The organism is Prevotella sp. E13-27 (genome assembly GCF_023217965.1).
Classification (GTDB): domain Bacteria; phylum Bacteroidota; class Bacteroidia; order Bacteroidales; family Bacteroidaceae; genus Prevotella.
This window is the reverse complement of sequence record NZ_JALPSC010000002.1, coordinates 1,258,384-1,282,917: the sequence shown is the minus strand read 5'-3', so window position 1 is coordinate 1,282,917 and position 24,534 is coordinate 1,258,384. Positions and strand designations below refer to the sequence as shown.

The window sequence follows — 24,534 nt, the reverse complement described above, 5'->3', positions numbered from 1 at the left end:
ATTTCAGACCTGAAATCTTATGTATGCCCTGTCATCGAAAGAGTTAAAGCCTGCCATGAAGCCCTTTGTGGCTTTGAACTCGCCTATGTTCAATGGGTCGTTGGCTCGCTGATGGGCAAGCTTTGCTTCTGACTCCTCAAGGGTGGGGCAGAGAACAGGATAGCCATCGGAGGCAAGCACTATCTCCCAAGGTTGGAAGTCGAGGGTTATGATGGGCACATGCTGCTCAGGAATGGGGAAACCATCGATGACGGCATAGGTCTTGTTCTGCTGCTTCATGGCCTCGAGCATGAAGGGAATGATGGCTGCACGCGCTGTGTCGTTAGTGAGGAAATGGTCGTGAGGCATGGGGCTTTCAAAGATAATCTTTGCACGACGCTCAGCCAACTGCTGCTCGTAGGGCTTGGGATTGTCGTAGAGGGTGCCACCAATGAGGCACTGGCAGTCGCCAACAAGCCACACTTCGCGACGCAATCGGCTGAAGACTATGCACGAGGCAGTGAGTCGCTCCTCAGGGTGCTCCAGAAGGTGCTGCAGTTGTGACTTCTTATACTGCTTAGCAATGGCTCTCGAGGCTTTCAGACAGAACTGATGGCAGGTCATGTCCTTAGGAGCTTTGCGTAAAACACCTGCCACAAGCGACATTGCGTAGCGTCCGTTGCTCTTGAACAGACTGTAGCGACGATCTGTCTTAGAGGTGGAGCCATCGATGACGGCAATGAAATCATCAGTGACGACGATTCCGTCCTCGCTTTTCTTCTGTGGATTTTTCGCTATTATGCTTTGTTCTATTATTCTCATTCTTAAAATTAGGATTATAAGATTTGGGCTTCCCACCACCTGCTTTTGGTTCATTTCTAAAGTCTCTGCCTGATGTAGGCTTGTTGTTGTAATGGGTGTTAGGCATGCCGCTGTAGAGCTTGGCAATGAGGTCAGGACGACCTATGCGACGCAGGCTCTGCTCTATGCCTCGACGCTCTTCAGGCTTGTACCAGAAGAAGAACTGACGCTGGGCGAGCTTCTCTTTGGGTGTCTTGGCACTGAACACTGGTTCGAGCGTATAAGGGTCGTAGCCTGTGTACCACGTCTCAGTGGCATTGGTCATGGGAGTAGGGGTGAAGTCCTGAACCTGCTCCAGTTGGAAGTCAAGACCCTTGGTGATGACCGCAAGCTCGGCCATGTCCTCTTCCTGACAGCCTGGATGGGAGGATATGAAATAGGGAATGATCTGCTGGCGCAGACCTTCCTCGCGATTTATGCGGTCGAAGATGCGCTTGAACTCATAGAACAGGCTGAATGAGGGCTTGCGCATGAGGTAGAGCACACGATCGCTGGTGTGCTCAGGGGCAACCTTGAGGCGTCCACTGACGTGATGGCAGATGAGCTCGCGCGTGTATTCCATAGCAGCCTTGTTGCTGGCTTCATCCTTGCTGCGATGGAGCAGCAGGTCATAGCGCACGCCACTGCCTATATAGCTGTGTTTGATGCCTGGCAGGGCATCGACAGAGCGATAGATGTCGAGTAGTTTGGAATGGTCGGTATTGAGGTTAGGGCATATCTGTGGGTGTACACATGACGGACGACGGCACTTTTCGCAGGCGTTCTTATTGCGTCCGCTCATGCCATACATGTTGGCAGAAGGACCACCAAGGTCGCTGAGGTTACCCTTGAAGTCGGGCATCTCAATGATTTGTTTTACCTCGCGCAGAATGCTCTCCTTAGAACGACAGGTGATGAACTTGCCCTGATGGGCAGAGATGGTGCAGAAGGCACATCCGCCAAAACAGCCGCGATGGATGTTGACGCTGAACTTAATCATGTCGTAAGCAGGAATGCGCTTACCCTTGTATTTAGGATGGGGCTGACGCGTATAGGGTAGGTCGAAAGAGGCATCGAGCTCTTCAGTAGTCATAGGCGGATAGGGCGGATTAACTACTACGTAGCGACCATCGACACCCTGAAGCAGGCGCTGGGCATGCATCATGTTCGACTGCTCCTCTACGTTCTTGAAGTTCTCGGCCTGAGCTTTTTTATTCTTTAGACACTCCTCGTGTGAGTGCAGCACGATGTCGCGATCGGTAATGCCACCGATGATATCCTCCTTACGTGAGAGATAAACGGTTTGAGGCAGGTCGCGAATATCGCGAATGCTCTCGCCGGCAGCCAGACGGCGTGCCAGTTCGATGTTAACTTTCTCGCCCATGCCGTAGGTAATCATATCGGCAGGCGAATAGCAAAGCAGGCATTTCTTAAGTTCGTCGCTCCAATAATCGTAATGGGTCACGCGTCGCAGCGAAGCCTCTATGCCACCCAGCACTACAGGCACATCGGGATAGAGTTCCTTGAGTATCTTAGAATATACTATTGTGGGGTACTCAGGACGCATGTCGTGGCGGCCATCGGGACTATATGCATCTTCAGAGCGCAGACGGCGTGCTGCCGTGTACTTGTTGACCATAGAGTCCATGCAGCCAGGGGCCACACCAAAAAACAAGCGTGGGCGACCAAGCTTCTTGAAATCACGATAGTCGCCATGCCAGTCGGGTTGGGGCACAATAGCTACACGGAAACCTGCGGCTTCGAGTGTGCGGCCAATCACGGCAGCACCAAACGAGGGGTGATCTACATATGCATCGGCCGAGAATAGGATTACATCAACGTAATCCCATCCTCGGAGTTCAAGTTCTTTTTTGGTTGTAGGAAGAAAATCTGTTAGCCTATATTCCATAAATGTTTAATTAAACGGAGTGCCTTGAATGGCCCGTGAGGTGCCGAGATTAGCTTCGGCATCTGTCGCTCTGTCCTTCCAGTTTATGTATAGCAGGACAAGCTGCTGAAGACCAAAGGCTTTCATGTTCTGATGGTAGATAACGTCAAGACACAAGTCGAGCAGACGCTTGTCTTTGCCTGTTTCTGACTCGAGCAGGGAACGGACGTTGAACTTCAGTTTGTCGAGAACCTCTTCGTCAACATAGCCTGTAGAGTCGATGAGGTCGCGAAAGAGCTGGTAGTCGTCAATCGTCTGCAAGTGTTCGTCACTAACTTCGATACTTCTTGTGCCTGTGGCATTAGCTTGAATTTTTGTCATAATGATTTAAATAAGATTAATTAGGTACTGATTATATTATTGTAATAGGAATTTCGTTATGCCCTTCATGATAGAAGTGCGTTTCTTCTCGCCTTTGATGCACTCCCATGGGAAGCCCATCACAAACAGACGAGTGTCACTGCCACTGTAGGCTGTAGCTGCACAGGTGCCATCGGCATAGAGCATGGCGCTGAAGACACCTTCACCCATGGGGGCAAGAGCATCGCAGCTTGTGGCAGCATAGTGGTTGGGCGAAAAACGGTGGTAGAAATCGAACGAGGTGCCGAGGCCTGTCACCGTCTCAGAATCGCCGTTGTAGTGACTGTTCAGACCACATCTGAGAGTCTGCTGTAAAAAGATTTTTTCTTCAGTGGTCTTCATATCGCTGGCTGTGAACGCTCCTGACACGAGAAGACGTCCACCCTGAGCTACGAACTGGCTTATGGCCTGTCGCAGAGTGTTTGGAAATGCCTTGTAGTAGAGCAGGCTATGACCATCGTCGCACTCAAGTCCGAGGGCAAGGTCTATCATGTTGTATTTGTAGAGAGGCATGTTTGGTGCCTCTTCCGATGAGCAGCTTACAATATTGTAGTCGCCAGACTGATGGATGGCTGAAGCATGAGCTCTCACATAGTTGAAGTCATTGCCTCCGATGAATTGTCCCTGAAGCTCGTGAGTGGAATAGCCAAGGCCAGTAGAGTCCTCAAGACCTATGCGGCTGTCGTCGAAGCCTGTCTGACGGCCAATGAATCCGCATGTGCGTCCATAGCTTACACCTGCATCGGCATAGAGGTCGAAACCATTGGTTGTAACAGCTGGCGACGACAGACGATGGAAGCCATCGACAATGAGTATTGACTTTGCCTTGTCAGAGTTATAGCAAGCTGACAGAACCTGTGAGGGAAAACTCTCACCGCCTTTGTTTACTGCTGCCACACGGAAATGGACGAGCGAACCCTTGCGAAGACGGGTGGTGACAGCAGTGCCGTTGACAAGCATGCCGTTGTCGAAACCACCATCACCTTCAGCTATGTAGAGTCTATAGGCTGTTGGTGTGGCTGATGGCTCAAGGTTATCCTTGACAGCAGCCCAGCTAATGAGAACCTCGCCATTGCCCTTGTCAGTGAACTCAATGCGGAAGTTGCGTGGTGTCAACGGAGCAACAGTATATTCGCTGCCGTGAGTGCGACTGCTATAGCGTAGGATGGTCTTGTAGATAGAGCGCGCAAGGGTGAATCGGAAATTAGGGTCGAGACCATATTTCATGTCAGGGAAACTCTGGTGTGACAGTGTTTCAAAGATGGCTGAGGGAACAAGCGGAAGGCGCGTCTCAGAATAGTTGCGATCGCGAACCTCGCGTGGATTCCAGTTACCGAAAGTCTTCTGAATGTCGTGGGTGGCATTGTCGAGTATCTCTGACGCAAAGTCCTTTGACATCTGTCGCGAACAGCCTGCAGCAAGAAGGGAGTCACCACGATTTGTGGTGCAGATGGTAAGGGAGCCATAGATGCCGTCGCCTTTAGGACGAACATAGCCGGCATCGCTGTGAACAGCCAATGACAGCTCAATGGGAACGCGTCGGCCAACAGAGTCAGGAGCATAGACAGAACCTCCGCAAAGCTCGTTGAGCATCAGCGAACGGGCATTGATGTCGTCGGCATAGTCGTTCTCTCCACCCTTTGAGGAATAGACAGAGTAGGGCATGCCTGCCCACTGTGCATAGTATCGTGCTCCTTCAAGACAGCGAGGCATGTGGCTCGTCTCGCCACCACGCTCAATATTTCCCATGCCTCCTCCGAAGCGAACGGCATCGGTGGTGACAATACCATGATGAGCACTCTGGTTAGTTACGACGACGCAGTTCCTGGCATCGCAGCCTGCATCGAACTGAAAGGTTCCAAGATAAACCCATGTGGAGCCGCCCATGGTCTGGTTTACGTGAAACTCAGTAGGCTGCCCCTGATGCCAAACTATGTAACGGGCATCGTCAACGCTTGAAGGAAGAGTGGTGTAGCTCACATAGACAGCATAGCTGCCAGCTTCAGGAATGGTGGGCTGATAAAATGCCTGACTATACTTGTTTTTGTTCTTAGTCGTCTCAATCATGCGCGATGTTCCTGCCTCGAAAGGATTCTCACCATCGACATAGTTGCCTGTGTGGAAAGCAAAGCCTTTTTCCTGTGATGGAGTCCAATGGTGCTGGTGGCTGGTCTCCCAATAGTTCTCTTGAGAAGAGTGGTCGTTATCGACTATAACTTCGTGTTCCTGCCAGTCGCGTTCGCGTGGTGTGAACACCACGGCTCCTGCATTCTCAAGCATGGGTATGAGGTAGGGCACGACTATGGTCTGAGTAAAAAGGTCTTCACATGTGGTGTAGAGTGGGGGGCGCTGCCAACGCCAACGTTCCCTGCTATTTTCGAAGTAGCGCCCGTGAGATGCCCAAAGAGCGATGTGGCGACCATTAAGTCCTCGCGAAATATCGTAAGGACGAGAAACGTTCTTCACCCAAGGCTCTCCCTTGTGTTCGGTCTTACCCCATGTGGTGGGTTGGGCTATTAATGATATATTTAAAAATGGAGAGAATAGCAATAGAACAAGCCATCCTAGCCATCCTCTCATGAGTTGTTTATTCATTTTAGTTGTTATTGTATGTCGCCTATTGTGAAATTCTCAGGCTTCTTGCCCTTGAATTCCTTGAAATAGAGCTTAATCTCGCGCATGTCTTTCTCAATGTCTCCTGAAGGAATGATTGTCTTCGTGCACTGAATGAGCTTCTTCTCATAGTCAACGCCATAGAGCAGAATGGGTATGTTGGCACCTTGGGCAATGTAGTAGAAGCCTTTCTTCCAATCTTCCACACGTTTGCGAGTTCCCTCTGGCGTTATGCACAAATGGAACTTCTCTGCTTTCTTTGCCGTTTCTGCCATAGCGTCTGTCATGCGCATGTGTTTCTGACGATAAACTGGTATTCCACCAAGATGACGGAACAGTACTCCGAGGGGCCAGAAGAACCACTCCTTTTTCATAAGGAAGTTGGAACCAAGACCTTCAGAAGTGTTATAAAGCTGACCAATGATGAAATCCCAGTTGCTCGTATGAGGTGCAAGACAGATGATGTATTTGTCAAGGTGTGGCTCAGTGACGTTGGCTGTCCACCCCCAGTGTTTGTAAAGTAACCAGTTACAGAATCTCTTCCACATGATTGTATTATTAATGTTTAGAGATTGTTTATCTGGTCAACAAGCTCGCCTACATGCGAAGCGAACTTGCTGCGCAGGTCTTTGTAGTAGAGCTTTGCTGGCATTCCTGGCTCTGGATGAGACACGCGATTGATGAACTCAGTCTGAAGCCTGATAACTGAGAACAGTACGGCTTCAGCATTATCCTTGTGGCTTTCTGCACCATACATGGATGCAGCTATACACTCTATGAAGAGCTCTTCACAGATGTTGTTTATTCCACGCTTTAGTGAACGTTTATTTGCCATAATACAATATTTTTATGTGTTCAATTGCCAAAGATAGGAAAAATATCTGATATAGCAAGAACTATATTCAAAAAAAAACTTAATTGTGCTTTTTTTTCGTTTGAAATGAGTAACTTTGCGTCGGAAAAATTGATTATTCCTTTTTATAAGACTAAAGAAACTATGCAGAAAAGCGCATTGCAGGTGGCAAGAGCCGCCTATCAGCCAAAGCTTCCTCTCGGACTTCAGGGAGCAGTAAAGGTGCAGGAGGGTGCTCCTACACAGAGTGTAGACAATCAGGAGGAGATTAAAGCTCTCTTCCCAAATACCTACGGAATGCCTCTCGTAGAGTTCGTTCCTGGTGAGGAGACAAAGCATGAGCCAATGAACGTTGGTATCATCCTGTCTGGTGGTCAGGCTCCTGGCGGACACAACGTTATAACTGGTCTCTTCGACATGGTAAAGAAGCTAAATCCTGAGAACCGTCTCTATGGCTTCATCCTCGGCCCTGGCGGTCTGGTTGACCACAACTACATGGAGCTGACAAAGGAGATCGTTGACGAGTATCGTAACACAGGCGGCTTCGACATGATTGGCTCAGGTCGTACAAAGCTGGAGAAGGTTGAGCAGTTCGAGAAGGGTCTTGAGATTATTCGCGAGCTGAACATCAAGGCTATCGTAATCATTGGTGGTGACGACTCAAATACCAACGCTTGTGTGCTGGCTGAGTACTATGCAGCTAAGAATTATGGCGTACAGGTAATCGGCTGTCCTAAGACTATCGATGGTGACCTGAAGAACGACCAGATTGAGACATCGTTCGGTTTCGATACTGCTTGCAAGACCTATTCTGAGCTGATTGGCAATATTGAGCGCGACTGTAACTCAGCCCGTAAGTACTGGCACTTCATCAAGGTGATGGGACGCTCGGCTTCTCACATCGCTTTGGAGTGTGCGCTGCAGACCCAGCCTAACATCTGTCTCATCTCTGAGGAGATAGAGCAGAAGGGAATGAGCCTCGGCGATATAGTGGACTACATTGCCAAGGCTGTGGCTCAGCGTGCTGCCGATGGCAACAACTTCGGTACGGTCATCATCCCCGAGGGCGTGATTGAGTTCATCCCTGCCATCAAGAAGCTTATTGCCCAACTCAACGATGTGCTCGCTATGCCTGAAGCTAAGGAGATTAGCCGCGACGAGCAGGTTGACTTCGCCAAGAGCCACCTCACCGAGGAGAACCTCGCTGTGTTCAACTCGCTGCCCGTAGGTGTTGCCCGCCAGTTAGCTCTCGACCGTGACCCTCATGGAAACGTTCAGGTGTCGCTCATCGAGACTGAGAAACTGCTCTCTACGATGGTTGCCCAGAAGCTTGAGAAGATGAAGAAAGAAGGCACCTTTAAGGGCAAGTTTGCTACTCAGCACCACTTCTTCGGTTACGAGGGACGCTGCGCAGCTCCTTCTAACTTCGACGCAGACTACTGCTACGCTCTTGGCGCAAGTGCTGCTCAGCTCATTGCTGCTGGTAAGACTGGCTATATGGCAATCGTTAAGAACACTACTGCTCCTGCAGCAGAGTGGAAGGCAGGCGGTGTTCCCATCACAATGATGATGAACATGGAGAAGCGTAACGGTGAGATGAAGCCTGTTATCCGCAAGGCTCTCGTTGAGCTCGACGGCGCTCCATTCAAGGAGTTCGCTGCTCATCGTGACGAGTGGGCTCGCAAGACTGCTTACGTTTATCCTGGTCCAATTCAGTACTGGGGTCCAACAGAGGTTTGCGACCAGCCAACAAAGACACTGGCTCTTGAGCAGAAGAAATAAGATTTCATGATGATGTGTGTGTCAAAAGGGTACAGCCCTCTTTGGCACACACACTTTATAAAAAGGATAACGATAAGTATCCTTGGTGAACTTGGAAAAGAAGAAAACCCAAAAGAAGAAAGGCATTCGCTATACAAGTCCTGTGCGTAATAAACGCCCAGGTATTTTTGTGCGCCTTCTTCAGCATATGCCAGGCTGGGCCTTCTGGTTGGGAGGCGCATTGGTTGCTATAGGCTATGCGTGGTTTTTCTATTATTTCTTTGTGTCGCCTTTTGGCTTCCGTTGGAAAGCCTTGTATGGCGATGTGAGCAGTCCTGTGGGATATGATATTCATGGAATAGACATATCTCACTATCAAGGAGTTATAGACTGGGAGACGTTGCGTAATCAAGGTATGATAGACAAATGCCCCATACGATTCGTAATGATTAAGGCAACGGAAGGCGCAAGCCGTATTGACCCACAGTTCAAGAGTAATTTCAGCCAGGCACTTGACTATGGCTTCACTCGTGGAGCCTACCATTTCTATAGCGTTCATTCTACAGCTAAGGCTCAAGCAGACTTCTTTATAAAGAATGTGGAGCTTAAACGTGGTGATCTCCCACCTGTGCTCGATGTGGAGCATAAGCCTGAGAGTCAGACCAACGAACAGTTTAAGGCGAGTGTGTTAGAATGGCTGAACATTGTTGAAGAACGCTATGGCGTAAAGCCTATCATCTATACTTATTATAAGTTTAAGATGAAGTATCTCTCTGATGAGGTGTTCGACCAGTATCCTTACTGGATAGCCCACTACTATGTAGATAGCGTAGAATATCAGGGAGAATGGAAATTCTGGCAGCATACCGATGTAGGAAGGCTGCCAGGAATAAAAGGGTACGTAGATTTTAATATCTATAACGGTTCTTACTACGACCTGCGTCAGTTAACGATTGGTAGTAAGGAAACTATTGGAGTGGAAGCTTACAAGGAAGATGAATAAAAGCGCTTTTTAAATAGCTGATTAGAAGCTTACTTCCACAAGTCTTTTTCCTATTGTTTTAGAAACAGGTGTGCCTACAATCGTTAGATGATCCTCTGGTTCGTCGCTATCACTACCATTGTCGCAAGCCCAGCTCTTTTTGCATTCTGCATGGAAGTAGCCACCACGAAGGATAATGCCTGTGTCGCTTTTCACAGCTTTAGGCTTTCCTATTTTATTATCGCCTTCAGTAACGACTGTCATGCTTCCTCCGTTGAGCTCAATGTTCTCTGAACAGTTGATGCCCTTACCACCATCGCCCTTGCTTGTTATTGTCAGCGTGCCAGCAGTCATAGTGAAAAGGCTGTCGCTCTTTATGCCAGCACACGAGGTGGTGTCAGTAATACCGTCAATGGTTTCAATCTTGCAGGCACCACGAGTAATGATAGTGGTTGTTCCACCGCTAATCTCTGTTCTCGCGTCGTTCTTTATGCCTCGTGCTCCTTTAGCAGCAACATCAATATTCAGGTTTCCACCTTTGATGAACATGCCGTCGTTTGTCTTGATTCCATTAGAGCCAGTAGAATCTACCTTAATATTAATGGTAGAGCTGAGGATAGTAACATAGTCGTCGCTGGCAACGGCGTTCTTCGTATTACCATAAATGTTTAGTGTGCCTGTTCCGTTGAAATATATTTGTCCTTCGCTGAACAGAGTAGCTTTCTGGTCAATGGTATCGCCCTTGGCATTTATTGGGGCAGTAGAGTAGGTCGCGCCATCAGTAAGGGTGTTGGTTGTTCCTTCAGCACTTGTAACATAGAAGGACTTGCCACACTGGTTGTTTATTGCAGGTCCATCAGTGTTAGTGAGGTTGAGACCGTTGAGCAGCACACCGTTTTTACGCCAGCTATAGATGAGAAGAGATCCGTCATTACTCTCGCCGCTTAGGACAAGTTGCAGGAAACTGTTTGTCGATGACTTGACTGTGACATCGGCTCCGTTGGCAGTAACAAAACCATAGTTGTCGCCAGTGACGTTTACACTCGTACCATTATATACAATGTTGATGCGTATAGTGTCTGTGGCTGTCTTGTCAACGAAATTATCCCAGCTGTAATTGTCATCATTTGTACATGCTATAGCAGTTAGGAAAAGGGGAATATATGCAAATATCTTTTTCATGACTGTTGGTTTAGAATTTGTACTTATAGCCGATGCCTATCAGGTGTCTGTTTGTCTCAAGATCGTCATCTTCTGCATTGACATTCTGATAGCGATAGGTCAGCGTAAAGATATGTTTCTTCTGATATTTGTATTCTACACCTGCCTGTATCCTCGTTTTCTCTAACTTCCTACCATTGAAGAACTCCACATTAGCAAACGGGTCAAACTTCCAGTGAGGAAAGTCATAGCTTACTTGAAGACGACTTCTCAGCACATTCTTACTCTTTGACTTCACGTTCTTCCACGTTTCGTAGTCAAAGTCATACTTCTTTCCTTCAGCTTCAGTACGATAGGTGTATTGCCATCGTTCGCGAAGCGAGATGTTCATGCGTCCCCAGTCGTAGTTTCCTGAAAGGCTTACGTTGAAGCGATGACGTACTCCCCAATAGCTTGGAGTCCATTTGTTGGGCGTGATACCGTCTCTCTTCCAGTCCATCTCCTCCATGTTGTTATCATAGAGGAAGGTATATCCGGCTGAGGCTTTCACACCCTTCACAATCTTATACTCCGCTCCCACGCCAGCAGACCATCTGTCGGCAGTACGGCTGTTGTTGCGAGTTCGGAACTCCGATTCCACGCCAACGCTCCATTTCTTTGTTAGTTTCTTTTCAGCTCCTAACTCATACCACATGCCCAAGTCGTCATTCTGCGCCTTAATATGTTGTGGAGCGAAGAGAGCTAAAAGAAGTAATATTATCAGGCTTCTCTCCATTGTGATTTTCTTACACGAAACTGGTTATCTACATCGCTTGTCTGGTCGCTGTCATAAGTCACACGAAGCACAACGCTGTCTTTGAGGAAGTCAACGCCTCCTACCTCTATCTTGATGATTTTCAGTCCTGTACGTGCTTCCAAGTCTGCGATGAGCTCTTCGCGCTTCTCAGGTTTGATAAGCTCCACACGATCATACTGGATGAGTTTTGTTGCATGAATCTTAAAGCGCATCTCGCAGATGATGATAGCAATAATGGTAAGCACGTCAACTATCAACAGTTCTCCAAAACTCTCAGCCATAGAGTGTACTACTGACAGACAGACGATAAGGAAGAGATAGGTCATCTCTCTTACAGGCATGGTGTCTGTGCGATAACGCATGATTGAGAAGATGCCGAACAATCCCAGACCTACACCCATTGTTGCTTTTCCGCGATCCATTCCCATCATGAAATAAACGAGGAAGAAGATAGCAACAGTCATCAACATGAAGGTGAAGTAGAAGTCGTTGCGATGGCTCTTGCGATAGTAGAGGAAATGAATGATTCCCCAGTTTACTACCATACAGATGAAGAAACGAATCAGCGTTCCGCAGAATTCATTTGAAAAGATACTAATGATGTCCATGTTATAATAGTTTTATTTTTTAGTTTACTTTTTTATTTCAGTTGTTATTCTTTTGTTCTTAATATTTTATCCACATCGTGCAGTTTCGGCTTGAAACGGTTCACGAGTAACTGGTCGTTAGTCATGGCTGCTCCCATGCAGTACTTGCTGAAACCGTGAGGATGGATGCGCAGTTTGCGCAGCATTTCCAAAACAGGGGAGAAGACGAGTCCGTCGCGCTTCAACTCAATGATGACAAGATTGCCCATTTCCTTATGGGTGTCAGTCTGAAGATTATTGAATTCAAGTGCCGTATCAATAGTGAGACGTTCTGTCTTGGCCTTATTCACAAGCGTTATTCTATGAAAGTAATTGTGCATGTGGGGGATGAGGTCGTCAACGTTGAAATGAAGATGTTGGTCTATGAACTCACGCTTCGTAGTGTCGCTCAGGTCCATGTCTTCCACTTCTATGCGCTTCTTCTTCGTGCGTCCATGATTGTTCTTTGTCTTTATCTCCATGAACTGTAGGTTCGAACTGACATAAGTTCTGAAGCGTATCTTCTGTCGATTGGTATGACCAGCCTGATGCTCTTGGTACATGCTGAATGAACGAGTGTCAAAATAAGTCGTGTCATAGAGCATGTTACGCTGTCCGCCTATCTCCTGTGCATAGTAGTCATCTTGAGCCATATCCAGCAGACGCATAAGCATGGGTAGGGTGGTGACAAACTTCGTGTCTGTCCTGTTCATGAGTTTTACGCTACTCATCTCTGCCAGCGTTATTGGGTCAAATGTTGACAGGATTTCTTCTAATGGCATGATAATATTGTTTTAGTTTTTGGCAAAGGTAGTGAGCAAAAACGACTAATCCAAATTATTTCAACGAACAGCCGCTTCTGCTCAGCAGAGTCCTATTTATATTGGCGCAGGGCACCAATCAGCTCGCTATTTTCTGAGCGTGTGCCTATTGTTACTCTTAGGCAGTTATTGCAAAGTTTGATGCGAGTCCTATTACGAACGATGATGCCTTGGTCAACGAGATAGTCGTAGATGGCTTGAGCATCAGTCATCTTTGCGAGGAAGAAGTTTGCATCGCTTGGATACACCTTCTCGCATATTGGCAGTTGCTTGAAGGCTTCCATCAGCTGGGCGCGCTCTTGAAGTAGCATGGATACCCATTTGCTGACGTCTTCCCTGTTGTCGAGAATCTTCATCGCAGCCTCCTGCGTAAGCAGGTTCACGTTGTAGGGATATTTCACCTTGTTGAACAGCTCAATTATTTCCTTTGAAGCGAATGCCATTCCCAGACGTATTGCTGCAGAGCCCCACGCCTTACTCATGGTGTTGAGCACTATAAGGTTAGGATATTTCGCCAGCTCGCTTCTGAGTGACTTCTGTCGTGAGAAGTCGCTGTAAGCCTCATCAACAATGACTATTCCCTCGAACTTGTTGATGACTTTCAGTATCTCCTCAATGTTGAGATTATTGCCTGTTGGGTTGTTAGGCGAGCAGAGCCAGATGAGTTTAGTGTTGTCATCGCATGCAGCGAGAAGTTCGTCAGCATGGAACTGGAAGTTCTCGTCGAGCAGAACAGGACGATACTCCACATCGTTGATGTCAGCACAAACCTTATACATGCCGTATGTGGGCTCTATTGCTACAACGTTGTCTTTGCCTGGACGACAGAAGCATCTGTAGGGCAGGTCGATGGCCTCGTCACTTCCGTTGCCAAGGAATATGTTTTCTGCCTTTACTCCCTTCACTTCGCTAATCAGCTCTTTCAGCTCTAACTGAAGAGGATCTGGATAGCGATTCAGAGGAGAGTTGTAAGGGTTCTCGTTTGCATCCAGAAAGACGTGCGCCTTCTTGCCTGAATATTCATTACGGGCACTACTATATGGAGCAAGCGACAATATGTTGGGACGTACTAGTTGTTCAAGTGGTTTCATACTCTTATTTTAGCGAATTGAGTCTTACTGTCATAGCGTTTTTGTGTGCATCGAGCATTTCAGCTTCAGCCATCAGCTCTACAGCGTGACCTATGTGGCGCACTCCAGTCTCTGTGAGATGCTGGAAAGTTATCTTTCTGCAGAAGCTGTCAAGATTTACTCCGCTATATGTCGTTGCCCATCCGTGAGTAGGAAGCGTGTGGTTGGTTCCGCTGGCATAGTCGCCTGCACTCTCGCAAGCATATTTGCCAAGGAACACGCTGCCTGCATTTATCACCTTGTTTGCCAACTCTGCATAGTCAGAGGTCTGCAGAATGAGATGTTCAGGCGCATACATGTTTGACAAGTCTATTGCTTCCTGCTTGTCTCTTACAAGAACAAGGCGGCTGTTTTCGAGAGCCTTCTTTGCAATCTCTTTTCTTGGCAAATTCTCCAGCTGCTTTTCTATCTCGCGCTGAACATCGTCAACGAGCTTCTCTGAGGTTGTGATGAGAAGTACCTGCGAGTCGGCTCCGTGCTCTGCCTGTGACAGTAAGTCGGCAGCAACAAACTCTACGTTTGCACTCTCGTCGGCAATGACGCATACCTCACTCGGACCAGCAGGCATGTCAATAGCCACGTCGTGCAGGCTTACCTGCTGCTTTGCTGCCATAACATACTGATTGCCAGGGCCAAAAATCTTGAACACCTTTGGTATTGACTCTGTTCCGAATGCCATAGCGCCAATAGCCTGAACGCCACCCACCTTGAATATCTTGCTCACGCCAGCAGTCTTTGCTGCGAGCAGAATGGCAGGATTAACCTTTCCTTCGCTGTTTGGAGGAGTGCAGAGCACAATCTCTTTACAGCCGGCTATCTTGGCAGGAGTGGCAAGCATCAGTACAGTAGAGAACAGGGGGGCTGTGCCTCCAGGTATATATAGTCCTACGCGCTCTATCGCAACGCTTTTCTGCCAGCATTTCACTCCAGGGCCTGTCTCAACCTTTTTGGAGTTAAAACGCTGTGAACGGTGGAAGAGACGAATATTATAGTGGGCCAGCCTGATGGCTTCTTCCAGATCCTTGCTTACTAGTTTGCGAGCTTCCTTCATCTCTTTCTCGCTTACCTGGAGCGAGTCCAGCTGTGCGTGGTCAAACTTCAGTTCGTAGGCTTTTACTGCTTTGTCGCCATTGGCTCTTACGTCATCAAGAACGCCTGACACAACAGAGTTCAACTGCGATACGTCGAGATGTGGTCTTGATGTGAGAGATGCCCAGTCTTCTCTTCCTGGATATTTTATGACATTCATTTCTAAATATAGATGCTATGTTATGAAGTGGGACTGACGTGTCCGTTAAAGAATCATCTTTTCTATCGGGGTTACGAGAATGCCCTGTGCTCCAAGCTCTTTCAGCTTGCCAATAATCTCCCAGAAGCGCTTTTCGTCGAGAACGGTGTGAACTGAGCACCAGTTGTTGTCAGCCAAGGGAATTACTGTGGGGCTCTTCAGTCCAGGAAGCACGTCGATGATTTCCTCCAGACGATCCTTAGGTGCATTCATGCGTACATATTTTTTGTCCTCAGCCTGTCTAACAGCCTCGAAACGGAACAGCATCTCGTCAAGAATCTGTCGCTTCTCTTCTGACATGCCAGGATAACCTATGAGCAGAGCCTCGCTCTTCATCACTACCTCCACCTCGCTGAGGTTGTTGCTTACGAGGGTAGAGCCAGAACTAACGATATCGAAGATGGCATCAGCAAGACCAATGCCTGGGCTAATCTCTACTGAACCTGTTATTACGTGAATCTCTGCATTAAGATTGTTGTCAGCAAGGAACTTCTTCAGAATGACAGGATAGCTTGTGGCAATCTTCTTTCCATTGAACCATGAAAGGCCTGTGTAGTTCTCTGCCTTGGGAATGGCGAGCGACAGGCGGCACTTCGAGAATCCCAGTCGTCTGATGATCTCTGCTTCAGCACCACGCTCCACAAACTCGTTCTCGCCAACGATGCCTATATCTGCCACGCCTGTTGCTACGCTTTGTGGAATGTCATCGTCTCTTAGATATAGCACTTCCAATGGGAAATTCTGGGCGCTGACAAGAAGTGTGCGTTTTGAAGCTCCTACTTTTATGTCTGACTCTGACAAAAGGTTCATCGTGTCATCAAACAGACGTCCTTTCGATTGTACTGCAATTCTAAGCATAAAGTCTAATTCGTTTAAAATGTTTCATCAAAATCTATAATGGTTACAAAAGTAGGCATAATTTTTTAAATTTGTGCAATTATTACACTAAAAACTTTAATTCGTAATGTAAAATTAGCATATTCTTCGCATTTTTCACTAAATTTGCACGCTGAATAACAACACATTATTATATATATGGAATATATGTCTCAAGAAGGCTACGACAAACTCGTGGCTGAATTGCGTCAATTAGAGACCGTCGATCTGCCTCAGGTGAAGGATGCCATTTCCGAGGCTCGCGATAAGGGCGACCTCAGCGAGAACTTTGAGTATCATGCTGCCAAGCGTGAGCAAGGCCGCATTCTGGGCAGAATACGTTTTATGCAGAGGGTGCTGGAGAATGCTCGCGTGCTTGACATGTCGAGAGTTCATACTGACTGTATACAGTTGCTCAGTAGGGTAGAGATGACTAATCTTGCAAACAACAGTCGCATGACCTATACGATAGCAAGTCCCCATGAGGCTAATCTGCGAGAGGGAAAGATTTCTGTTAAGTCGCCCATTGCTGAGGCTCTGCTTGGCAAGAAAGCTGGCGATGAAGTGGAAGTGAAAGTTCCAGCAGGAACGCTTCGCCTTCGCATTGAGAGTGTCTCTATATAATTGAGCTTTTCTCTCTTAGCGTTTGGTAAGAACACTCTTAGCGTTTGGTAAGAACACTCTTAGCGTTTGGTAAGAATACTCTCAGCGTTTGGTAAGAACGCTCTTTGCGTTTAGGTAGATCTCTTTTTAACAAACAATTTTTATCACGAAAACAAATTACTGAAATAATGGGAATAATAATTGGAATTGATGTGGGCATATCGACCACAAAGATTGTCGGACTGCGTGACGGAAAGCCTACGGCTCCTATACGCATAACTGCTGCTGACCCTGTGACGTCGCTTTATGGTGCCTTTGGAAAATATCTCTATGACAACAACATCGCTCTGTCAGAGGTTGAACACGTAATGCTGACAGGCGTTGGAGCAGGCTATGTGAAGAACGATGTCTATGGAGTGGCTACCAGCCGATGCGACGAGTTTATTGCCGATGCTCTTGGCGCACGCTATGAGTCAAACATCGATCATGCTATAGTCATCTCAATGGGAACAGGAACGTCGTTTGTTATGTGTAAGGGCAACGAGATGAGTCATGTTGGAGGTATCGGCATAGGTGGCGGCACTCTGCAAGGACTGTCGCGTATCTGTCTGGGTACTAGTGATATAAACCAGATTTCAGAATTAGCCTTGCAGGGTAATCTTAAGAATGTAAACCTTCTTATTGGTGACATCTCTGCCCAGCCTCTTCCAGGACTTCCAATGGAGGCTACTGCCAGCATCTTTGCTCGTGCTAAGAGCGATACGAGTAAGGAAGATGTGGCAGCTGGCATCATAGGAATGGTGCTCCAGACCATTGGCTCTGCTTCAGTATTAGCAGCTCAGGGAACAGGCTGTCGCGATATGGTGCTCATAGGCAATCTTACCCTTCTGCCACAATGCAAAGACATTTTCCCTCCGCTTGAGAAACTCTATAATGTGCGTTTCCACATTCCTAAGTATTCAGAGTTCTGTACAGCCATCGGAGCCGCATTGGCCTATAATACCAGTAACGTGAAACTGAAATAATACTACCTGACAATAATTTCACATGAAGAAAATCATTATCACTCTTTCGTGTCTGATGCTTACCCTTGCAGCTCAGTCAAGACACTCTGTGCTCTATCTGAAGGCCGACACCCTTAAGACTGACACCATAAAGTCTGATACTCTCAAGAACGAGGAGGGCAAAAAAGACAAACGCAGGGCTAAGAAGGGTTCTGACGATGGTAAGGAAGGCAAGAAAGAAGAGAAGGAGACTGACTATGACAAGCTGATGAAGAAAGGCGGAACCTGTAGAGAGGGTCTGTTCACCGTTCGTCATATTGAGGATAAATACTACTTCGAGGTGCCAGACTCCATGTTTGGACGCCTCATTCTTTGCGTCACGCGTTTTACTTCCGTTCCTCAGGGTTTTGGACAGTTTGCTGGCGAAGAGGTAACCCACAGCACCATCTATTTTGAGAAGCGCGACGAGACAACCATTCTCATGCGCCAGTATCTGTTGAGCTATCTTGCCAACGACAAGGACAACATCTCGCGTACACTTGAGAAATCCACTATTGACCCTATTATCATGGCTTTCAAGATGGTGTCTGGATGTGAGAAGAAGAATGTAAAGCTTATTGAGGTTACAGGTCTTTTCAACAAGGATAATAACCTCATGAGTTTTGCGTCAGGTGCCAAGACTACGCTGAAAATCAGCTCGTTACAGAGCGACCGTACTTATATTGACACCCTGAAGGTATTCCCCACAAATATCGAAGTGGTGACAACTCGCACCTATAGCTCTTCAGCAGGAGCTTCTGCTGCTTCCAAGACGGGTTCTATGACTATGGGATTCAACACGTCGATGGTGTTGTTGCCAAAAGAGCCAATGAGAAAGCGTCTTTGGGATGAGCGTGTGGGCTATTTCACTAACTCGTTCCGTCAGTTCAGCGATGACCAGACAAAGGCTCAACATGAGTCATTCATCTCACGCTATCGTCTGGTGCCTAAGAACAAGAAGAAATATCTCGCAGGTCATCTTGTAGAGCCTGAGAAGCAGATTGTCTATTACATAGACCCTGCTACGCCAAAGAAGTGGGTTCCCTATCTCATTCAGGGCATCAACGACTGGAACGTAGCTTTTGAGGCAGCAGGCTTCAAGAATGCCATCGTGGCAAAGGAGTGGCCAAAGAACGATACAACAATGAGTCTCGATGATGCACGCTTCTCTGTGCTTAGATACCTGCCTTCAGAGACTGAGAATGCCTATGGTCCACGTATAGTTGACCCTCGTTCAGGCGAGATTATCGAGTCACATATCTGTTGGTTCCATAATGTAATGAACCTCCTTCGCAAGTGGTATATGGTTCAATGTGGACCTCTCGACAAGCGCGCTCAGACCATGAAGTTCGACGACAAGCTCATGGGACAGCTCATTCGTTTTGTTAGCTCTCACGAGGTAGGCCACACTCTTGGACTGCGTCACAACATGGGCGCTTCATTTGCTACTCCTGTTGAGAAGCTTCGCGACAAGCAATGGGTTGAGGCTCATGGACATACCGTTTCCATCATGGACTATGCCCGTTTCAACTATGTTGCCCAGCCAGAGGACAAGATTGGCGAGAAGGGACTCTTCCCTCGCATCAACGACTACGACAAGTGGGCCATCAAGTGGGGCTATCAATGGCGTCCTGAGTTCAAGGATGAGTTCGAGGAAAAAGAGAAGCTGATGACTGAAACCAGCAACGTGCTTCGCCAGAATCCACGTCTGTGGTTTGGTGGCGAGGGTAAGGATGAAGACCCTCGTGCTCAGACTGAAGACCTGGGCGACAATAGCGTAAAAGCTTCTGAATACGGCATAAAGAACCTGAAACGCGTTATGGCCAATCTTCAGCAATGGACCCATGAAGACAACGATCGCTACGATGACCTTCGCGAGATGTATCAGGCTGTTCATTCGCAGTTCACTCGTTATCAGAACCACGTGCTGAAATGCATAGGAGGCCGTTATCTCAACAACATGCCTGGCAAAGAGCCTATCACGCTTCAGCCAAAGTCGCGCCAGAAAGAAGCCGTTCACTACATAGGCACTCATGTGTTCGATGCTCCAGCTTGGCTCTATCCTGCTGATATGCTGAACAAAGTGTCAGCCGACCCAATAGCCCTGCAGAATAGTCGCCAGGAGAATGTTCTTGGTAGAATGCTGGGAGGATATATCCTTATCAAGATATACAACCAGTCTATTGGAAGTCCTGAGGCTTATAGCGTAGAGGAATATCTCAACGACCTGTTTGCTGAGGTGTGGAAGCCACTTACTGATGCTAATGAATGGAAGAACATGGAGCGTCGTAATCTTCAGCGCCAGTATATCGACCTTCTTGGAACACTCATCAATACTCCTGAGAAAACACTTTCCTCTCAGCGTACTGATGGAACTGACGTGCAACTCTATCTCCTTCAGCACATGAACAAGCTGGAGAACTATCTGAAGAGTCTGCCAAAGAATGAATCGCTTAATGCTTTGCATTATTCTGACCTTCAGGAGCGATTACAACTAATCAGAGAACGAAGAAAATCGCCCAATTTGCGTTAAAATTGTTCCGAAAATGTAAAATACCGACTATTTGGTATTGCAGATTAGAAATACTTTTCTTATTTTTGCAGAATCATTGTAAGTGGTATTAACTCAATTAAATCAATTCTATTCACTACTGTCCGGTTAAATTTCACCAAAGCGAAAGTTGGCGGTCATCTTCCGGATTTTGATTAATAATTGGTTTGTCAAAAAGTTCATTCAGCGGAGTCCTCTCAAAGAGAACTTGGCCGATGACATTAGAGAATATGTAAAGATTTTGTTCGATATGATACATCTTCAGAGCAATAATAAGCAGCAGGTAGTCACAGATGGCAATCCATATCTGTGTGAAGACTGCGTTTTGGGACGTCCCATAGAACGTCTTGATGTGCAGGTGCTGCTTGATCCATTTGAAGAACGTTTCGATAGTCCAGCGCTCTCGGTACAGTTCCGCAATGGTAATTGCTTCAAGGGTGAAGTCATTCGTCAGGAATCGATACACTACGTTCTGCGCAAAGTCCTCATAGACGACCAGACGCAACAAATCAGGGTACTTCTTGGCTGTAAAGAGACCAGTAAGACTGATGGACTCGTCAGAGATGACGCCAGTCTGCCTGTCAACCTCTCTTGCCTCGAATACGGAATATTTCATGTTGTCCTTTGCTCTGGTTACAAAGTAAGCCTTCTGCTGTTGGAAGAGACGGAACAGACGGTCAAAGTCCACATAGCCTTTATCCATCAGATAGTAAGCCCCTGCTTCTACAGGCAAGCTGTCCATAGCCTGAGTATCATGCACATTGCCAGGAGTAAGCATGATGAAGTTGGGTATGTTGTTCTTTACATCAATCAAAGTGTGCATCTTGAAAGCACCTTTGTCATGATGGAACTTCGCCCATGGACAGAGATGCAGACACAGGTTGATGGTACTGCTGTCAAAGGCATACACCATATTGTCAATTCCCAACCGATAGTATTCATCTTTATACAGGACTTTAGCCCTCTCGACAAGTACCATTGCGTAGTCCTGATAGATACGCCAGTCCTTCTTCTCGTTCATGTCGGCGAGAGTGGACTTGGGCATCACCTTCAGACCGGCATGATACAACTTGGAGTTGAAAGCAGTCAACTGAGCCTCTATGCTACGAAGGCTTGCGCTGCTGGTCAGCTGAGCATAACTCATGACAAGGAACTGGTCACGGCAAGTGAATCGTCTTGCATGAAAATCCCCTCTATATCTGTCAATACATTTCCTGAGCTCGTAGTCAGGGATGAGAGACATCAGTTGCGAGAATACAGTATTTCCGGCATTCATATCCTGTGCTATCTTATATATGAGACAGTACAAAGATAAAAAATCAAATCGGAAAATTTTTAAATCGCTGTATCTCATTGAAATTTAAACATTTAATTAACGTTCGGAAAAATTTAACCGGACACTAGTGAATTCTATTAATAACTAAAAAACAATGCTTATGAAAAAAATTCTATCATTAGTGACGTTACTGATGCTGTTTGTTGTAGCAGCTTGGGCTGACACAGAGAGTTCAGGTAACATTGGTGAAAGTAATGTTACAATTATCGGAAACAGTTATTCTCTCGATGGCAAGTATGTCGCAGGTAAAGGTAGCTTTAAGCAAGGTAATATGCCAGATAAGGGCGTAAAACTGAGAAGTAACCAAGGTAAATTGGTGTTTGCTGTTAATGCAGGTTATAAGATTTCAAAATTTGAATTCTGGGGCTGCGGAAATACGACTACTGCTGTTGATATCGTTTCTGCAACTGTAGATGGTGGCAACAATTTACTATCTGCAAATGTAACTCTTTCAGCAAAAGGTGAATCGACAATTGGTGATATAGTACTCTCAGATATTGAAGCAGTTGATAGCATCAAGCTAACATTTGCCGAAGGCAGCAACGCTCAGATTGTGGGCACATGGAAGATTACCTACGAGCAGACTGAAGTTATAACTCAGGAAATAACAGCTATTACTCTTAATGGTGTTGCCATCAGTGCAGATAATCTCGCTACGCTTAAGTCAACAAAAGAATTAACAATTGATGGGTCTAACCTAAACGGTATTGGTGTCTTAGGTGTAACACTTTCATCTGGAGCAACAACTGTTACAAAAACTGTTGATGGAACCTCTTTCGTCTATACATTTACAATTAATAGTACAGACAATTATACTGTTACCGTCACAAACGTTGCTAAAACTTATTCTCAGTTGGGTAATGTCATTGCATTTAGTGTGGATGGTGAAAATGTGGAAGGAGCTAATACTAACACAGTTACTTCAAATGGTATCTCATTCGCAATGGTTGATGAGAGCAAGACTTTCCAATATGGAATGAGTAAGGTCACCATAGGTGAAAATGTTTATGTTCCTTTGAAACTTTCTACGGGTAGTGCTATCAACGTTACATTCCCTGATGGCATGGTGGCTACTAAGGTCGTTGTTTATGGATGGTCGGCCAATGGTAATGGTAAACTTGCAGCCATGAAAGAAAAGAATGAAGAAGATGCAAAGTCTGTGGATGTGAGCAATGATGTCTATTTCGCAACCAATATCGCTGCTGATATTTATCCTTCTGTTTATACTTATGAACTCGACAACTGGGAGAGCCTTTATTTCAATCCAGGTGGTTCACCATCTCAGCCATTTGTGGTTATGGATTTCGTATTGAAAAAGGCTGCTGAACCAGAGCCAGTTGCCGATGGTCCAGTTGTTCTATGGGAGAACGGTGAGACATCAACATTGGATGGCTATACCTATATCACTATTCCTGCAAGCCAGTTGAAGGACGTTGCTAAGGCAAAGGACACCATCCGTGTATCATTTGCCATTGCTAATGTTGAGGCTCGTCAGGCTACTCCTGCACGCAATGTAAGAACAGGTGAGATCAGTCTGTGGTTTGGCGCTGATGAGATTAAGACCATCAGCGAAATCAACAAGGATACAAAGTCTGTTGACTTCATCCTCAAAGCTGCTGATGTTGAGAAGCTCGCTGCTGCTGAGAGCGTTTCTCTGAAGTACAAGTATCTGACTGTTGCAAAGGTAGAGTTCGTTTCTGCTGTCGCAGCACCAGAGCCAGAGCCAGTTTTCGCTACATTCGATTTCAGCGATCCTAACATCCGTGAGCATATTGGTACAGCAATGACCGATGTTCAAGGCTATATCTACAACGAAATCTTCACCGTTGATGGCGCTACACTTCAGATTACAGCAGGTTCTGCTCCATCGCGCATCTATGATGATAGCAATCGTGGCCAGTGTCTCGTTACCTATAAGGAATACACTACGTTGACTTTCCGTGCTCCTGAAGGCAAGGCTATCACTAAGATTGAATTTGTTGCTGCTGGTAACAGCAATATCAACAACTTTGTTCCATCTTCTGGCGCTATTACAGGAATGATTTGGGAAGGCAATGCTGAAGGTGTACGCTTCCTGCAGGGTGGCACTTCTTATTTCGCAAATGCAATTGTTACTTTGGTTGACAAAGATAATGAAGAGACTGTAGCACTTGCTGCTATCGACTATGTTGAGTGTGCAAATATCGCTGCATTCAATGCCCTTGCCGCTGGTTCATACGCTAAGGTGACTCTTACCGATGCTGAGGTTACAGGTATTTCTGCCGATGGTTTCTCAACAGCATGGATTCAGGATGCAACAGGTGGATGCTGGATACAGTATTCTTCACTCAATGGCAGACTGACTGAGAAGACAAAGGTAAACGGTACTGTATATGTAGTAAAGCGTGATAATTCTGGTAATACTCAAATGAAGGAAGCTGAGGCTACACTTGAGAGCGTCATTGAGGCTACACCTATTGACAACTATACTATTGTTGAGGGAACTATCGAGCAGGTTAACGTTGCTGCAAACCTGAACAAGGTTGTTAAGATTGACGGCGCTACACTCGAAGAGACTTCTGCAACAGCAGGCAAGCTGACTCAGGGTGAAGTTTCTATCGACGTTAACAATGGTAGTGCAACAGCAAACCAGCAGCTTTGCAAGATTACTGACTGGGCAGAGGACACCAAGCTTGAGAACATCGCAATGGTGGCTATCCTCGTAGCAAAGTCTGCAACAGCCAATCAGCTGCTCCCAATCTCAATCGAGACTTCTACCGTAGGCATCACCAATGTTTCTTCACAGAAGGTTACCGATGTTGAGATCTACAACCTGCAGGGTGTTCGCATGAGCCAGCTGCAGAAGGGCATTAACATTGTTAATGGCAAGAAGGTTGTAATTAAGTAAGCTTATGAGAAATAACATTTCTAAAAAAGTAATAACATTAGCGGTCGGGATGCTCCTTGTGGGCGTCTCGACTTCTTCTG

Annotated in this window: 20 protein-coding genes; 6 read left to right on the top strand and 14 right to left on the bottom strand. The window is 46.6% G+C overall.

The window, feature by feature from the left end:
- Nucleotides 1–3: 3 nt before the first annotated feature.
- The 6 genes from M1L52_RS14370 to M1L52_RS14345 are packed head-to-tail and all read right to left on the bottom strand — an operon-like array spanning nucleotide 4 to nucleotide 6,575.
- Nucleotides 4–801 (bottom strand): hypothetical protein, encoded by a 798-nt coding sequence (locus M1L52_RS14370; protein ID WP_248615717.1) that lies wholly within the window; start codon nucleotides 799–801, stop codon nucleotides 4–6.
- A complete protein-coding gene (locus M1L52_RS14365; RefSeq protein WP_248615716.1) occupies nucleotides 728–2,728 on the bottom strand; it encodes a YgiQ family radical SAM protein in 2,001 nt (666 codons plus the stop codon). Before M1L52_RS14365 ends, M1L52_RS14370 begins: the two co-directional genes overlap by 74 nt.
- Nucleotides 2,729–2,734: 6 nt before the next feature.
- Complete coding sequence (locus M1L52_RS14360; protein ID WP_248615715.1) at nucleotides 2,735–3,088, bottom strand: hypothetical protein; 354 nt, start codon at nucleotides 3,086–3,088, stop codon at nucleotides 2,735–2,737.
- Between the two features lie 36 nt (nucleotides 3,089–3,124).
- The gene (locus M1L52_RS14355; protein ID WP_248615714.1) at nucleotides 3,125–5,722 is read right to left on the bottom strand and encodes a xanthan lyase; all 2,598 of its coding nucleotides are present in this window, start codon (nucleotides 5,720–5,722) and stop codon (nucleotides 3,125–3,127) included.
- Between the two features lie 8 nt (nucleotides 5,723–5,730).
- The gene (locus M1L52_RS14350; protein WP_248615713.1) at nucleotides 5,731–6,288 is read right to left on the bottom strand and encodes a 1-acyl-sn-glycerol-3-phosphate acyltransferase; all 558 of its coding nucleotides are present in this window, start codon (nucleotides 6,286–6,288) and stop codon (nucleotides 5,731–5,733) included.
- Between the two features lie 17 nt (nucleotides 6,289–6,305).
- The gene (locus M1L52_RS14345) at nucleotides 6,306–6,575 is read right to left on the bottom strand and encodes a hypothetical protein (protein WP_248615712.1); all 270 of its coding nucleotides are present in this window, start codon (nucleotides 6,573–6,575) and stop codon (nucleotides 6,306–6,308) included.
- A 162-nt stretch (nucleotides 6,576–6,737) separates the two neighbouring features.
- On the opposite strand from M1L52_RS14345, the gene M1L52_RS14340 reads away from it, so the two are divergent.
- Both M1L52_RS14340 and M1L52_RS14335 read left to right on the top strand, forming a co-directional pair.
- On the top strand, nucleotides 6,738–8,375 hold the full coding sequence (locus M1L52_RS14340) for a diphosphate--fructose-6-phosphate 1-phosphotransferase (protein WP_248615711.1): 1,638 nt from the start codon (nucleotides 6,738–6,740) through the stop codon (nucleotides 8,373–8,375).
- A 91-nt stretch (nucleotides 8,376–8,466) separates the two neighbouring features.
- Nucleotides 8,467–9,357, top strand: coding sequence for a glycoside hydrolase family 25 protein (locus M1L52_RS14335; RefSeq protein ID WP_262918003.1), 891 nt, complete (start codon nucleotides 8,467–8,469; stop codon nucleotides 9,355–9,357).
- 21 nt (nucleotides 9,358–9,378) lie between these two features.
- On the opposite strand, the gene M1L52_RS14330 is transcribed toward M1L52_RS14335, so the two are convergent.
- The 7 genes from M1L52_RS14330 to hisG all read right to left on the bottom strand — a co-directional run bounded on the left by M1L52_RS14330 (nucleotide 9,379) and on the right by hisG (nucleotide 16,016).
- Nucleotides 9,379–10,518, bottom strand: a complete 1,140-nt coding sequence (locus M1L52_RS14330) for a carbohydrate-binding domain-containing protein (RefSeq protein WP_248615710.1) — start codon at nucleotides 10,516–10,518, stop codon at nucleotides 9,379–9,381.
- Nucleotides 10,519–10,528: 10 nt separating this feature from the next.
- Entirely contained in the window at nucleotides 10,529–11,272 is a 744-nt protein-coding gene (locus M1L52_RS14325) for a DUF2490 domain-containing protein (protein ID WP_248615709.1), read from the bottom strand.
- Nucleotides 11,257–11,901 carry a DUF4956 domain-containing protein gene (locus M1L52_RS14320; protein WP_248615708.1) on the bottom strand — a complete coding sequence of 215 codons (645 nt, stop codon included), beginning with the start codon at nucleotides 11,899–11,901 and terminating at the stop codon, nucleotides 11,257–11,259. Before M1L52_RS14320 ends, M1L52_RS14325 begins: the two co-directional genes overlap by 16 nt.
- A gap of 44 nt (nucleotides 11,902–11,945) precedes the next feature.
- Nucleotides 11,946–12,701: a polyphosphate polymerase domain-containing protein gene (locus tag M1L52_RS14315; RefSeq protein WP_248615707.1), complete on the bottom strand. Its 756-nt coding sequence runs from the start codon at nucleotides 12,699–12,701 to the stop codon at nucleotides 11,946–11,948.
- A 92-nt stretch (nucleotides 12,702–12,793) separates the two neighbouring features.
- Nucleotides 12,794–13,831, bottom strand: coding sequence for a histidinol-phosphate transaminase (gene hisC / locus M1L52_RS14310; RefSeq protein WP_248615706.1), 1,038 nt, complete (start codon nucleotides 13,829–13,831; stop codon nucleotides 12,794–12,796).
- A 4-nt stretch (nucleotides 13,832–13,835) separates the two neighbouring features.
- Nucleotides 13,836–15,119 carry a histidinol dehydrogenase gene (hisD, locus tag M1L52_RS14305; protein WP_248615705.1) on the bottom strand — a complete coding sequence of 428 codons (1,284 nt, stop codon included), beginning with the start codon at nucleotides 15,117–15,119 and terminating at the stop codon, nucleotides 13,836–13,838.
- Between the two features lie 45 nt (nucleotides 15,120–15,164).
- Nucleotides 15,165–16,016, bottom strand: coding sequence for an ATP phosphoribosyltransferase (hisG, locus tag M1L52_RS14300; protein ID WP_248615704.1), 852 nt, complete (start codon nucleotides 16,014–16,016; stop codon nucleotides 15,165–15,167).
- Nucleotides 16,017–16,193: 177 nt separating this feature from the next.
- Between hisG and greA the strand changes: the two genes are divergently transcribed.
- The 3 genes from greA (at nucleotide 16,194) to M1L52_RS14285 (ending at nucleotide 20,213) form a co-directional block, all read left to right on the top strand.
- The gene (gene greA, locus M1L52_RS14295) at nucleotides 16,194–16,658 is read left to right on the top strand and encodes a transcription elongation factor GreA (RefSeq protein ID WP_248615703.1); all 465 of its coding nucleotides are present in this window, start codon (nucleotides 16,194–16,196) and stop codon (nucleotides 16,656–16,658) included.
- Nucleotides 16,659–16,825: 167 nt separating this feature from the next.
- On the top strand, nucleotides 16,826–17,662 hold the full coding sequence (gene coaW, locus M1L52_RS14290) for a type II pantothenate kinase (RefSeq protein ID WP_248615702.1): 837 nt from the start codon (nucleotides 16,826–16,828) through the stop codon (nucleotides 17,660–17,662).
- 22 nt (nucleotides 17,663–17,684) lie between these two features.
- On the top strand, nucleotides 17,685–20,213 hold the full coding sequence (locus M1L52_RS14285; RefSeq protein WP_248615701.1) for a zinc-dependent metalloprotease: 2,529 nt from the start codon (nucleotides 17,685–17,687) through the stop codon (nucleotides 20,211–20,213).
- A gap of 133 nt (nucleotides 20,214–20,346) precedes the next feature.
- On the opposite strand, the gene M1L52_RS14280 is transcribed toward M1L52_RS14285, so the two are convergent.
- A complete protein-coding gene (locus tag M1L52_RS14280; protein WP_317231464.1) occupies nucleotides 20,347–21,507 on the bottom strand; it encodes an IS4 family transposase in 1,161 nt (386 codons plus the stop codon).
- Nucleotides 21,508–21,667: 160 nt separating this feature from the next.
- Here M1L52_RS14280 and M1L52_RS14275 point away from each other — a divergent pair, with 160 nt between their 5' ends.
- A complete protein-coding gene (locus M1L52_RS14275; protein WP_248615700.1) occupies nucleotides 21,668–24,454 on the top strand; it encodes a hypothetical protein in 2,787 nt (928 codons plus the stop codon).
- Nucleotides 24,455–24,534 lie beyond the last annotated feature (80 nt).